This window comes from uncultured Stenotrophomonas sp., assembly GCF_945952405.1.
In the GTDB taxonomy this organism is placed as follows: Bacteria; Pseudomonadota; Gammaproteobacteria; order Xanthomonadales; family Xanthomonadaceae; genus Stenotrophomonas.
The window spans coordinates 12,977-25,774 of the sequence record NZ_CAMFIA010000026.1 but is presented as its reverse complement, the minus strand read 5'-3'; the positions used below and the strand labels follow the sequence as shown (position 1 = coordinate 25,774).

Here is a 12,798-nt window from a genome sequence, read left to right as displayed (position 1 = left end):
ACAGCCATGAACCAAGCCCTCATCCCTTTCGATACCGACCCGCTGGAAACGCGCGAGTGGCGTGAATCGCTCGAGGCGGTATTGCAGGCCGGCGGCCGGCCGCGCGCGCACTACCTGATCGATCAGCTGAGCGACCTGGATGCCCAGCAGCACGGTGACCTGCATACCCGCGCCTGGACGGCCTACGTCAATACCATTCCGCCCGAGCGCCAGCCGGCCTATCCCGGCGACCTGGCCATCGAGCGCCGCCTGAACGCGATGATCCGCTGGAACGCGATGGTGATGGTGCTGCGCGCCGGCAAGCATTCCAACGTCGGCGGCCACATCGCTACCTACCAGTCGGCCGCGGTGCTGTACGACGTGGGCTTCGATCACTTCTTCCGTGGCCGCACCGACACCTTCGATGGCGACATGATTTACATCCAGGGCCACTCCGCGCCCGGCATCTACGGCCGTGCCTATGTGGAAGGCCGCATCGATCCGGCACGGATGGACAACTTCCGCCGCGAAGCCGGGCGCGAAGGGCTGTCTTCGTATCCGCACCCGCGCCTGATGCCGGAGTTCTGGCAGTTCCCCACCGTATCGATGGGACTGGGCCCGCTGACCGCCGCCTACCAGGCCCGCTATATGCGTTACCTCGAATACCGCGGACTGAAGCAGCACCAGGGCCGCAAGGTCTGGGCCTTCCTCGGCGACGGCGAAATGGACCAGCCCGAATCGCTGGCGGCCATCTCGCTGGCCGGCCGCGAGCGGCTGGACAACATCGTGTTCGTGGTCAACTGCAACCTGCAGCGGCTGGACGGCCCGGTGCGCGGCAATGCCAAGGTCATCCAGGAACTGGAAGGGACGTTCCGCGCAGCCGGCTGGAACGTGATCAAGCTGATCTGGGGCAGCGGCTGGGACGAGCTGCTGGCCCGCGACCACAGCGGCCTGCTGCGCCAGCGCATGATGGAATGCGTGGATGGCGACTACCAGACCTTCAAGTCGCAGAACGGCGCCTATGTACGCGAGCACTTCTTTGGCCGCTACCCCGAACTGCTGGAGCTGGTCGCGCACCTGAGCGATGACGATATCTGGGCGCTGGCGCGCGGTGGGCATGACCCGCAGAAGGTGTTCGCTGCCTATCAGCAGGCGGTCAGCACCAGCGGCCGGCCGACCGTGATCCTGGCCAAGACGGTCAAGGGCTTCGGCATGGGCGAAGCCGGCGAAGGCCAGAACATCAACCACCAGCTGAAGAAGATGAGTGCCGATGCGGTGCGTGCGTTCCGCGACCGCTTCAACCTGCCGGTCAGCGACGAACAGCTGGAGGAGATGCCGTACCTGCGCCCGGAACCGGGCAGCGCCGAGGCCACCTATTTCGCCGAGCGCCGCCGCATCCAGGGCGGGCAGCTGCCGGCACGCCTGGCCAGGGTCGATCCCCTGCCGCTGCCACCGCTGTCGATCTTCAGCACCCAGCTGCAGGGCAGCGGCGATCGTGGCCAGTCCACCACCATGGGCTTCGTGCGCATCCTCACCACCCTGCTCAAGGATCCGGAGCTGGGCAAGCTGGTGATCCCGATCGTGCCCGACGAATCGCGCACCTTCGGCATGGAGGGCCTGTTCCGCCAGATCGGCATCCATTCCTACCTGGGCCAGCTGTATACCCCGCAGGATGCCGGCCAGCTGAGCTACTACAAGGAAGCCAAGGACGGACAGATCCTGCAGGAGGGCATCAACGAATCCGGTGCGATCTGTTCGTGGATCGCCGCCGGCACCGCCTACAGCAACCACGGGCTGGCGACGATCCCGTTCTACATCTTCTATTCGATGTTCGGGCTACAGCGCGTGGGTGACCTGGCCTGGGCCGCAGCCGATGCGCGCACGCGTGGCTTCCTGCTTGGCGCCACCTCCGGCCGGACCACGCTGATGGGCGAAGGCCTGCAGCACGACGACGGCCACAGCCACGTGCTGTCGTCGGTGATCCCGAGCTGCGTGTCCTACGACCCCACCTTCAACTACGAGCTGGCGGTGATCATCCATGACGGCCTGCGCCGCATGTATGTCGACCAGGAAGACATCTACTACTACATCACCGTGCTCAACGAGAACTATCCGCACCCCGCGCTGCCCGAAGGGGCCGAGGCCGGCATCCTGAAGGGCCTGTACCTGCTGCGCGCTGCTGCCGCCGGCCAGCCGCGCGTGCAGCTGATGGGCAGCGGCTCGATCCTGCGCGAAGTGCTGGCCGCCGCCGAGCTGCTGCAGCAGGACTTCGGGATCGCCAGCGACGTCTGGAGCGCGACCAGCCTGACTGAACTGCGCCGCGATGGCCTGGCCGCCGAGCGCTGGAACCTGCTGCATCCCGCCGAAGAACCGCGCGTGCCGTACGTCCAGCAGTGCCTGCAGGACCACGAAGGACCGGTCGTGGTGGCCACCGACTACATGAAGATCGTCGGCGACCAGATCCGCCCCTTCATCAACGACCGTCGCTTCACCGCGCTGGGTACCGATGGCTTCGGCCGGTCCGACACGCGCGAATCGCTGCGCACGTTCTTCGAAGTGGACCGCCACTTCATCGTGCTGGCGGCATTGAAGTCGCTGGCCGATGAAGGCCGTATCGAGCGTTCGCGGATGCAGGACGCCATCGTCAAGTACGGCATCGACACCGGCAAGCGCGATCCGGCGGCGGTGTAAGCCAGCGCCTGCCCCCCGCGCGCCACTGCACGCGCGGGGCGCAGGCGGTGCGGCTACGGCATCCGCTTGAACAGGTTGGTCTGCAGGATCGGTGTACCGTCATGGCCGTAGAACGCCTTGGTCTCGGTCATCGTCGCCCGGTCCGCGGCAACAGTGTAGATGCGGGTGGAGGCCGGCGTGCCGTGATCCACCAGCTGCATCACCAGCGTGTTCGGCGCCGGCAGCTTCAGGTTGGCCCGGTCCGCGCCGTAACTGCCGGACAGCGGCCCGGGCGTGCCATCCAATGCCAGCGTGCCGTCGGATTTCATGGTCTTGCCGTCATGCAGCACGATGTCCACGTGTGAACTCCAGCGCCCGCCGCCGGCATCCTTGAACTCCAGCACGACCTGTTTCGGGCGCTGCGCCACCGGCAGCGCCGAGGTGGAGATATCCAGCGACCAGCGCCCCAGCAGCGGCGAAGGTGAATCCTCCGCCGCCATCGCCGATGCGACCGGCACTGAAAGGGCGGACAACAGCACAGCGGTCAACAGCTTCAACAGTTTCATACGGGGCTCCGTTTGAATGAAGAAGACTCTGCGTGAGGCGTTGTGGGGTGCAGTGCGGTGATCGTGCCGATCGTCGGCAGCAGGCGCAAGGCGGGGCGCTGAATGAACGGCAACCCCGTGACTTAATAGCCGACCTTCACGGTGAACATCACGTTTCGGGGCGCGCCGTACCAGCCCTGGTTGTAGAAACCGATCTGCGAGTAATAGTGGCGATCGAACACGTTGTTGAGGTTCAGTGCCGCCGACACATGGGAATTGAACTGGTAACGCGCCATCAGGTTGACCAGCGCGTAGCTCGGCTGCTGCACCGGCACCCTGCGGTTTCCAGGTGCGGTGGCGGTCTGGTACATGCGGTTCTGCCAGTCCACGCCAGCGCCGAGGGTCAGCCGGTCCCAGGCACCCGGCAGCCGCCAGGTGGTGAACAGCTTGAACAGGCTGCGCGGCTTGGCGGTATTGATCGTCCTGCCCTGCGCGTCCTGCGCGATGAAGGTGGTGAAGCTGGTGCCCAGGCTCCAGCCCGGCAGCGGCTCACCGGCCAGCTCCAGCTCCAGTCCATCCACGGTCGCTCCCTGCACCGCGCGATAGGCCGCTTGTGTGCTGCCCTCGACCAACCCACTGGTGGCTTCGGCCAGGTTGTTCTGGCGGGTACGGAACAGCGCCGCCGAAGCGTTCAGACGCTCCTGCAGCCAGCTACCCTTGAGGCCGAGCTCGTAGCTGCGGCCACTGACCGGTTCGAGGATCTGCCCGGACGCATCGCGGTTGTTCTGCGGCTTGAAGATGCCGGTGTAACTGGCGTACACGCTGGCGTAGCCGTTGAGGTCCCAGACCACGCCGGCATAGGGCACGAACTCGTTGCGGTAGCGGTACCTGCGCTGGGCGCCGAAGTAGACCTGGTCGGTCTGCCAGTCGCTCAGGCGACCGCCCACGATCACATGCAGCGGCTCTGCCAACGACAGCCGGGCCACCGCGTAGGCACCGCTCTGCTGGTTGTCCAGATCGTCGGCCTGGGTCTTGCCGCTGGCCCACACCGGCTCGGGCGTGCCGGGTCCATGCCAGTCCAGATAGCTCGCCAACGGCGGCAGAGGCGCCAGCGCGCGGTACTGGCCCAGCGCGATCTCGTCGCGCGAGCGCGACCAGCCGATCGACGCGGTGTGCTGGCGGCCGAACAGCTGGAACGGACCAGACAGGCTGGCACTGACGGCCTCGCGCCGGACCGGACCGTCATAGCGGGTGAAGCTGTTTCCGCTGGGCATGGCGCCTGTGAGCGGATCGGGGTAGCCGCCCCGATAGAGGTGCTTCATCTCCATGTCGGTATGCGAGCGGCTGTAGGACACGCGGGCCTGCCAATCGTTGCCGAAGCGGTGGTTGAAATCGAAGAAGCCGTTGCGGGTATCGGTGTTCATCCTTGCCCACCGCGCAGTGGCCGATACCGAGCGGTCGAAGCGGGTACGCGTGCCATCGGCGTTGAACAGCGCGAAGCCGCTGCCGAAGCCGCGGTTGTCATTGCCCTGGTAGGAGATTCCGGCGATCAGTCCGGTGTCCGCGCCCAGGTCCACGCTGACCACGCCGTAGAGCGTCCTGGCGGTGCTGTCCAGGCCAGCGGTGTAGCTGTCAGCCTCGGCCTGTGCAGCGACGATACGGCCGCGCACGCGTCCTTCCCGGCTCAACGGACTGGACACATCCACCCACGCGCGTCGTGCATCCCAGCTGCCGAGGCTGATGCCGCCACTGGCGGCGAACTCCCGCAGCGGGCGCTTGCGCACGTAGTTCACCGCCGCCGAAGGATTACCCGCGCCGGTCATCAGGCCATTGGCACCGCGCACGATCTCGATGCGGTCGTACACCACCATGTCCAGGTTGTTCTCGCCGAAATTCCACGGCGACAGCACCGGCATCACCACGCCATCGAACTGGTAGTTGTCGATGTCGAAACCACGCGCGGAAAACGCGTAGCGGTTGGCATCGCTGCGCGTGACCGAGATACCCGGAGCGGTGGCCAGCGCATCGGCGGTGCTGAGCAGGCCACGGTCCTCGATCTGCTGCCGGGTGACCACGCTGACCGACTGCGGCGTCTGCCGTGAGGTCAGCGACAGGCCGGTCGCCCTGCCCATCGAATCGGTGGTGTAGGAACGCGACGTTTCGGTGCTGCCATCGAGGTCGGCAATGACCTGCACGGTCGGCAGCTGGGAGGTCGTCGCGGCGGGCGTGCGCTCGGCGGCGTGGGCAGGATTGAGCAGCGCCAGGCTGGTGCCGATGGCGGTTGCCAGGGCACAGGGGCGGAAGCAGGCAGACATGGAAGATCCAGCAGGAGGGAAAGGCTGGATGAGAATTATTGTCATTTAAGCGTGATCACGCGTATGCGCGAACGCAGCAGGTGTTTGCACGCTGCCAGCGATCAGCCGGATTCAACGCAGCTGGCTGGGAGCGATGCCATAGCGTGCACGGAAGGCGGTGGCGAAATTCGTGGCGTGCCGGTAGCCGACGAAATGGGCCGCCTGCTGCACGCTGCAGCCCTGGCGCAGCTGTTCGCAGGCCAGCTGCAGGCGCCGCTCGCGCAACCAGGCAAACACCGAACAGCGGTGCACCTGCTGGAACTTCTGGCGCAGGCTGCTCGGGCTCATGCAGGCCAGCCGGGCCAGATCCTGCAGGCTGTGGTCGGCGGCTGGCGCGGCCTGCAGGCAGTCGATCACCCGCTGCAGCATGCGGCGGTCACGCGCTGAAACACGCAGGTCCGGCGTGGCGTCCGCGACCGGTGCAGCCAACGCCAGCATCTGCAGGCCAATGCCCTCGCACAGCAGCGCATGCATCGCTCCATGCCAGGTGCCGGACAGCACCTGCTCCGCGGCCCGTTCCAGGTGATCCGGCACGTGCCAGTTGCGCAGCGCCTGACCAGCACCGTAATGCGCGACGGACAGCAGCTCGGCGATCATCGGGTCATCGCGCGTCATCTGCGCGTCCACCGACACATTCAGGCTGCGCATCCGTTGCCCGGCGGGATGGATGGCGGTCATCGGCGCGGCGCCGGCCAGCACCCTCGCACCCGCTCCCGGAGCCATGCCCAGCACGGGCTGCCCTGCCAACCGCGCACCGGCACGGCCCTCCAGCATCACGATCGCCGAGAACGCCGGTGGCGACTCCGAGGTGGCCTCGAAGGGCAGATGCGCGATCACATCCGACAGCGCCAGGGTCACGCCTGGGCGCAGGCAGCGCTGCTCCACCCTGCCCTGCACCACGCAGCGCTCACCCGGCATATCGGTCGCGGGCAGCCGGTAGCGGAAGCCGCTGCTGCGGCCGAGGCGATCGAGGTCGGCAAGGGAGAGGCTGTGCATGGGGGTCCTGCGGAGAGTCGCCCGCCATTTTCATATGCGAACCATTCTCATATCCAGCCCTCCGCGCAAGGCCCGGACCACCCTTGTCGACACAAATGGTTACGTTATAACATTTCACACCAATTTCACGGACCGTGCCATGCGTCGCCATCTCCTTGCTACCGCCATTCTGTTCGCCGTCCACAGCGCCTACGCCGCGGACGAACCGACCCTCCCCACCCTCCAGGTCCAGGCCAGCCAGCCTTCCCCTATCGACAGCCGGGTCACCGTCGACAATCCGCAGGCGCAGAACCGCACCCTGGGCGGCCTGCTCGAACACGTTTCCGGGGTGCAGAACAGCGCCTTCGGGCCGAATGCGGGCGCCCCGGTCATCCGCAGCCTCAGCGGCAACCGCGTGCAGATCCTGCAGGACGGCCAGTCCATCCTCGGCATGAACGCGATCAGCGGCGACATCAACATCCCGTTCGATCCACTGTTCGTACGCAGCGTCACCGTCAACAAGTCCTCCGATACCGTGCGCTACGGCGGCAACGCGATCGGCGGCAGCGTGGAGATCGATTCGGGGCTGATCTCGCGCAGCATGGAAGACAAGGACCAGTCGATGGAGCTGGTCCTGCGTAAGGGCTTCAACGCCGCCGATGCGCAGGGCTTCCGCATGAACTTCAACAACCAGCGCAATATCTCGACCAACCTGCAGGTCTCGCGCCAGCGCATCTCGCATTACGATATTCCCGGCAACAGCAAGGCCGGCGTCTGCAACAGCGGGCTGTTCCCGGCCTCCGGTGGTGTCAACTCGGCCCTCGCCGACAGCTGCCAGAAGGAAGCGCGCGTCCAGCAGATCTACAACAAGGCGTCGCAGCCTTACATCGACCAGTTCATGACCGAGAACCCGGACTGGGCCGACGGCGATTTCTCCTTCTACACCAACAATCCGACTTCGGTCTGGCAGCGCCGCACCTATATCAATCCGGTCAACCCGGCCTACGTCCCCGGCACGCCTTCGTACGTGCAGAAGCAGATCAACAACGATGTCACGCCGGACTACCACCACCGCCTCGGCAACAGCTACGCACGCAATTCGCAGGTGGCGTTCGGCTCGACCCTGTTCTTCGACCGCGGCTACGTCGGGGTCAGCATCGATGCCAAGGACAGCGAGTACGGCGTGCCGGGCTTTTCGATGCAGAACCTGTCATTCGGTTCGAACTATGCCGACGGACTGCCGGTGGGCGTGGTGATCAAGCAGCAGCGCTACGCGCTGGAGGCGCTGCTGCGCGATCCCCTGCCCTATCTCGAGCGTGCCGAGCTGCGTGTTTCCAGGCTGGACAACACCTCGGGCGAGCGGCTGGGTGCCAGCAAGGCCAACGACTACGACTTCGAAAGCACCCAGGCCGAGCTGCTGCTGAGCCATCAGCGCGTCGGCCCGCTCAGTGGCGTGCTCGGTTTCAGCCACCAGTCGCGCGATGTCACCGGCAGCGGCTCGCAGCGCTACCTGCCCGACGTCGACACCCGCAGCCATGCGGTGTTCCTGAAGGAGACGCTGGACTTCGGCTGGGCCACCTTCGATGCCGGCGTGCGCCACGAGCGCATCGACCACGAACTGCAGCCCAGCCGCTTCAAGACCGCGCGCAATGCCGCCAACACGAAACTGCAGGACCGCAGTTACCGGCTCAACAGCTACAGCCTCGGTTCGTATGTCGAACTCGGCCCGTTGTTCGCCGCCAAGCTGCGCTACTCGTCGTCGCAGCGCGCCCCGGAGATCAATGAGCTGTATGCCAGCAACGCGCACTATTCGGTGATGACCCAGGAGGAAGGCAACCAGAACCTGCAACCGGAGCGCGCCAAGAACCTGGAGCTGACCGGCCTGTTCCACCTCGGTGGCTTCGAGCTGTCGGCCACCGCCTACCGGATGAAGTACCAGAACTACCTGTACCTCGGCTACTCCGGCCTGCAGACCGCCAACCGCCTGCCGCTGAAGTACTGGAAGCAGACCGATACCACGGTGAAGGGCTTCGAGATCGACGCGTCGCAGGCCGTCGACCTCGGCCGCTATGGCGCGTTGAACGTCTCCGCGTTTGCCGATCTGGTCAAGAACAAGGCCGACCACCCGGATTCACTGCGCGCCCACAACGACGGCGAGTACCTGCCGAACATGCCCACCAACCGCTACGGCGCCACCCTGCAGTGGCAGCGCCAGGGCTGGAAGGCGCAGCTGTCCAGCACCTACTACGGCAAGCAGAAATATCTCGGTCGCAACGTCAGCGAGGAAGTGCCGCTGGAGGCGTTCAACCTCGTCGACCTGCAGCTCAGCCGCGAACTGCCGGTGCGCAACAGCTACATCGCCGGCATGGAAGTGTTCGTCAACGGCAGCAACCTGCTCAACGAAGAAGCGCGGCCGCACAACTCGCCGTTGAAGTACATCGCGCCGCTGCCCGGGCGCGGCTTCCAGGTCGGGCTGACCGTGAAGCTCTGAGCGGCACCTGCAGCAAGCACGCCTGCAGGGGCGTAACCTGCAGGCACCTGCCATCCTGATCCCGGCCGCCATCGATGGATTTTCTGGACGAAGGAATGCCATGCAACGGATCTACCTCCTCCTCTGCATTGTCGGAGCCGCGCTCCCACTCTCACAGTTCCTTCCCTGGGTGAGTGCGCATGGATTGAACATCCCGCTGCTGGTTGCGCACGCCGTTTCCACACCCGTCTCGGCCTTTGCCTGGGCCGACGTACTCGTGGCCGCGGCAACCGTGGTGGTGTTCATACTGGTCGAAGGCCAACGGCTTTCGATGAAACAGCGCTGGCTTCCGCTGGCCGCTCTCCTGGTAGGGCCGTCGCTGGCGCTGCCCTTGTTTCTTCTGCTACGGGAACGCCACGTGAGTCGTCAGCGGGCGGCCTCCCTGCACCCTCCGGGCTGAGGCGGCTGTCCGGCCCACGCAACTCCCGGCGCATCCCTTTGTGGACGCACAGGCTGTTTCCGCACAAAGAAAAACGCCTGCAGATCGGAGATCTGCAGGCGCTTCTTTGTATCTGGCGGAGTGAGAGGGATTCGAACCCTCGATAGAGCTTTTGACCCTATACTCCCTTAGCAGGGGAGCCCCTTCGGCCACTCGGGCATCACTCCGGGGTTTTCTCCGCGTCTGGTGCGTTGCACCTCAGCGGGGCGTGAATCATAACGTTAATCGAGTGCGAAGGTAAAGCGTTATTCGGCAGAATTTTCGCTACCGGTGCCACCGGCTTCGTCACCGCGCTGGATGCGCTGGTAGATCTCTTCGCGATGCACAGCGACGTCCTTCGGCGCAGTGATGCCGATACGCACCTGGTTGCCCTTGACGCCAAGCACGGTGACGCTCACCGAGTCACCGATCATCAGGGTTTCGCCGACGCGGCGAGTCAGGATCAACATTTTTGTAAGTCTCCATGGAACCGTGTGGAAGGGTATCCCCCACCGGCTTGACGCTCCGTCAAGAAGCGCTACCACGACAAAGGGAAAAGATTTCGCAATGGTACCGTCAGCCGTCCCGCTCCTACAAGGAGGGGGACGGCGGGGTTCATCACAGGCGGGGGCTGACCCATTCGACGACTGCAGCCAGCGCAGTGGCAAGGGCGGGCCCGTCCTCGCCACCACCCTGGGCGAGGTCCGGGCGTCCGCCGCCCTTGCCCCCGATCTGACCGGCGATATGGGACAACAGTTCCCCGGCCTTGACCTTGCCCATTGCGCTGCCGTTCACACCCGCGACCAGGGCAGCCTTGCCGTCCTGGGCGCCGGCCAGCACGATCACTGCGTTGCCCAGCTGCTGCTTCAGGCGGTCCACGGCGTCACGCAGGGCCTTGGCGTCAAAGCCCTCCAGGCGGGCGGCCAACACCTTCACGCCGGCAACTTCGACGGCCTGGCCGGACAGGTCGGCCGTGGCACCGGCGGCGACCTTGGCCTTCACGGCCTCCAGCTCGCGCTCCAGCTGCTTCTGGCGCTGGCCAAGGGCGCGGATCTTCTCCACCACGTCGGCGGCACTGCCGCCAAGCAGCTCGGCGGCTTCGGCCAGGCGGGCCTCCTCCGCATCCACGTAGTCCAGGGCGCCCTGGCCGGTGACCGCCTCGATGCGGCGCACACCGGCGGAGACACCGCCCTCGGAGGTGATCTTGAACAGGCCGATGTCGCCGGTACGGTTGACGTGGGTGCCGCCACACAGCTCGGTGGAGTAGTCACCCATCTTCAGCACGCGCACGTGCTCGCCGTACTTCTCGCCGAACAGTGCCATCGCGCCGAAGTCCAGCGCTTCCTGCATGCCCATGTTGTGCACTTCGGCGGCGTTGTTGGCACGCACCTGCTGGTTGACCTTGCGCTCGATCAGCGCAAGCTCTTCGGCGCTGATCGGCTGGAAGTGCGAGAAGTCGAAACGCAGGCGGTCCGGCGCCACCAGCGAGCCCTTCTGCTGCACGTGGGTACCCAGCACTTCGCGCAGGGCAGCATGCAGCAGGTGGGTAGCGGAGTGATTGAGGATGGTGGCGCCGCGGCGCTCGCCATCGACCTGGCCGGACAGCACGTCGCCGACCTTCAGGCCGCCTTCGGCCAGGGTGCCGACATGGCCATGGAACTGGCCGGCGAACTTCTGGGTATCATCGACCACCAGGCGCACGCCGTTGCCGGTCAGCACGCCGGTGTCGCCGACCTGGCCGCCCGACTCGGCGTAGAACGGGGTCTGCTCGGTGATCACGATCACCGCATCACCGGCATCGGCCGACTGCGCCGGACGGCCGTCCTTGAGCAGGGCCAGCACGGTCAGGCCATCCGCCTGCAGGCGGTCATAGCCCAGGAACCGGGTCGGGCTGAGGGTCGCCACCAGCTCCGCCGGCAGGGTCACGCCACCGCCGAACTTACCGGCCGCGCGCGCGGTCTCGCGCTGCTGCTCCATCGCCGCATCGAAGCCGGCGATGTCGACGGTCAGGTCGCGCTCACGGGCGATGTCCTGGGTCAGGTCGAGCGGGAAACCGTAGGTGTCATACAGGCGGAAGGCGTCAACGCCCGGGATCACGCCATTGCCGGCCTTGGCCGCCACGTCCTCGAAGATCTTCATGCCGGCATCGAGGGTCTCGGCGAAACGCTCCTCCTCCGCCTGCAGCGCACGGGTGACGGTATCCACTGCCGCCGGCAGCTCCGGGTAGGCCTCGCCCATCTGTTCGACCAGGGTCGGTACCAGCTTGCTGAAGAACGGCTGGCGAACGCCCAGCATCCAGCCATGGCGCAGGGCGCGGCGGATGATACGGCGCAGCACATAGCCACGGCCTTCGTTGGACGGCAGCACGCCATCGACGATCAGGAACGAGCAGGCACGGATGTGATCGGCGATCACGCGCAGCGACTTGTTCTCCAGGTCAGCGGTGCCGGTCAGCTCGGAGGCCTTGCGGATCAGCGCCTGGAACAGGTCGATCTCGTAGTTGGTGTGCACGTGCTGCAGGATCGCCGCCAGGCGCTCCAGGCCCATGCCGGTATCCACGCACGGTGCCGGCAGCGGCACCAGCGTGCCATCGGGCTGGCGGTCGAACTGCATGAACACCAGGTTCCAGATCTCGATGAAGCGGTCGCCGTCTTCATCCGGCGAACCCGGAGGACCGCCCGCGATATGGTCGCCGTGGTCGTAGAAGATCTCGGTGCAGGGGCCGCAGGGACCGGTGTCGGCCATCTGCCAGAAGTTGTCCGAGGCGAACGGCGCGCCCTTGTTGTCGCCAATGCGCACGATGCGCTCTTCCGGCACGCCGACCATGTCGCGCCACAGCGCATAGGCTTCGTCGTCGGTCTGGTAGACGGTGACCAGCAGGCGCTCGGCCGGCAGCTTCCAGACCTGGGTCAGCAGCTCCCACGCCCAGGCAATCGCGTCCTTCTTGAAGTAGTCGCCGAACGACCAGTTGCCCAGCATTTCGAAGAAGGTGTGATGGCGTGCGGTGTAGCCGACCTGATCGAGGTCGTTGTGCTTGCCGCCCGCGCGCAGGCAGCGCTGGACGTCGGCCGCGCGCACGTAGCTGCGCTTCTCCGCACCAAGGAACACGTCCTTGAACTGCACCATGCCGGAGTTGGTGAACAGCAGGGTCGGATCATTGCCCGGCACCAGCGGCGCCGACGGCACGATGGTGTGGCCTTTGCCCTTGAAGAATTCAAGGAAGTCGCTGCGGATCTGGGAAGTCGTGAATTTGGCGGATGCGTTCATTGGGGGCTGGCAGTCTGCGGGCCGGCGGACCCGGACCACCGGCCGCGTTGGCCAGGGTCG

General features: G+C 65.9%; 8 protein-coding genes and 1 tRNA gene. 3 read left to right on the top strand and 6 right to left on the bottom strand.

The window, feature by feature from the left end; all coding sequences use genetic code 11:
- Positions 1-6 precede the first annotated feature (6 nt).
- Complete coding sequence (aceE, locus tag Q0P60_RS18730) at positions 7-2,670, top strand: pyruvate dehydrogenase (acetyl-transferring), homodimeric type (RefSeq protein WP_294997007.1); 2,664 nt, start codon at positions 7-9, stop codon at positions 2,668-2,670.
- Positions 2,671-2,723: 53 nt separating this feature from the next.
- On the opposite strand, the gene Q0P60_RS18725 is transcribed toward aceE, so the two are convergent.
- From Q0P60_RS18725 to Q0P60_RS18715, 3 genes are all read right to left on the bottom strand, one after another.
- A complete protein-coding gene (locus tag Q0P60_RS18725) occupies positions 2,724-3,206 on the bottom strand; it encodes a LuxR family transcriptional regulator (protein WP_294997040.1) in 483 nt (160 codons plus the stop codon).
- 131 nt (positions 3,207-3,337) lie between these two features.
- On the bottom strand, positions 3,338-5,509 hold the full coding sequence (locus Q0P60_RS18720) for a TonB-dependent siderophore receptor (RefSeq protein ID WP_294997005.1): 2,172 nt from the start codon (positions 5,507-5,509) through the stop codon (positions 3,338-3,340).
- Between the two features lie 111 nt (positions 5,510-5,620).
- A complete protein-coding gene (locus Q0P60_RS18715) occupies positions 5,621-6,544 on the bottom strand; it encodes a helix-turn-helix transcriptional regulator (RefSeq protein WP_294997003.1) in 924 nt (307 codons plus the stop codon).
- Between the two features lie 139 nt (positions 6,545-6,683).
- On the opposite strand from Q0P60_RS18715, the gene Q0P60_RS18710 reads away from it, so the two are divergent.
- Both Q0P60_RS18710 and Q0P60_RS18705 read left to right on the top strand, forming a co-directional pair.
- Positions 6,684-9,014 (top strand): TonB-dependent receptor, encoded by a 2,331-nt coding sequence (locus Q0P60_RS18710; RefSeq protein ID WP_294997001.1) that lies wholly within the window; start codon positions 6,684-6,686, stop codon positions 9,012-9,014.
- A 100-nt stretch (positions 9,015-9,114) separates the two neighbouring features.
- Complete coding sequence (locus Q0P60_RS18705; protein WP_294996999.1) at positions 9,115-9,453, top strand: DUF2834 domain-containing protein; 339 nt, start codon at positions 9,115-9,117, stop codon at positions 9,451-9,453.
- Positions 9,454-9,566: 113 nt separating this feature from the next.
- Here Q0P60_RS18705 and Q0P60_RS18700 read toward each other — a convergent pair.
- The 3 genes from Q0P60_RS18700 to alaS form a co-directional block, all read right to left on the bottom strand.
- Positions 9,567-9,659, bottom strand: a tRNA-Ser gene (locus tag Q0P60_RS18700).
- Positions 9,660-9,737: 78 nt separating this feature from the next.
- Positions 9,738-9,941 (bottom strand): carbon storage regulator CsrA, encoded by a 204-nt coding sequence (gene csrA / locus Q0P60_RS18695; protein ID WP_004152909.1) that lies wholly within the window; start codon positions 9,939-9,941, stop codon positions 9,738-9,740.
- A gap of 148 nt (positions 9,942-10,089) precedes the next feature.
- Complete coding sequence (gene alaS / locus Q0P60_RS18690) at positions 10,090-12,738, bottom strand: alanine--tRNA ligase (protein WP_294996997.1); 2,649 nt, start codon at positions 12,736-12,738, stop codon at positions 10,090-10,092.
- Positions 12,739-12,798: the final 60 nt, after the last annotated feature.

What these genes read in the sequence shown, in the direction of transcription:
- aceE (WP_294997007.1), top strand. Translation starts at nt 7, where the DNA reads ATGAACCAAGCCCTCATCCCTTTCGATACCGACCCGCTGGAAACGCGC.
- Q0P60_RS18720 (WP_294997005.1), bottom strand. Translation starts at nt 5,509, where the DNA reads ATGTCTGCCTGCTTCCGCCCCTGTGCCCTGGCAACCGCCATCGGCACC.
- Q0P60_RS18715 (WP_294997003.1), bottom strand. Translation starts at nt 6,544, where the DNA reads ATGCACAGCCTCTCCCTTGCCGACCTCGATCGCCTCGGCCGCAGCAGC.
- Q0P60_RS18710 (WP_294997001.1), top strand. Translation starts at nt 6,684, where the DNA reads ATGCGTCGCCATCTCCTTGCTACCGCCATTCTGTTCGCCGTCCACAGC.
- Q0P60_RS18705 (WP_294996999.1), top strand. Translation starts at nt 9,115, where the DNA reads ATGCAACGGATCTACCTCCTCCTCTGCATTGTCGGAGCCGCGCTCCCA.
- csrA (WP_004152909.1), bottom strand. Translation starts at nt 9,941, where the DNA reads ATGTTGATCCTGACTCGCCGCGTCGGCGAAACCCTGATGATCGGTGAC.
- alaS (WP_294996997.1), bottom strand. Translation starts at nt 12,738, where the DNA reads ATGAACGCATCCGCCAAATTCACGACTTCCCAGATCCGCAGCGACTTC.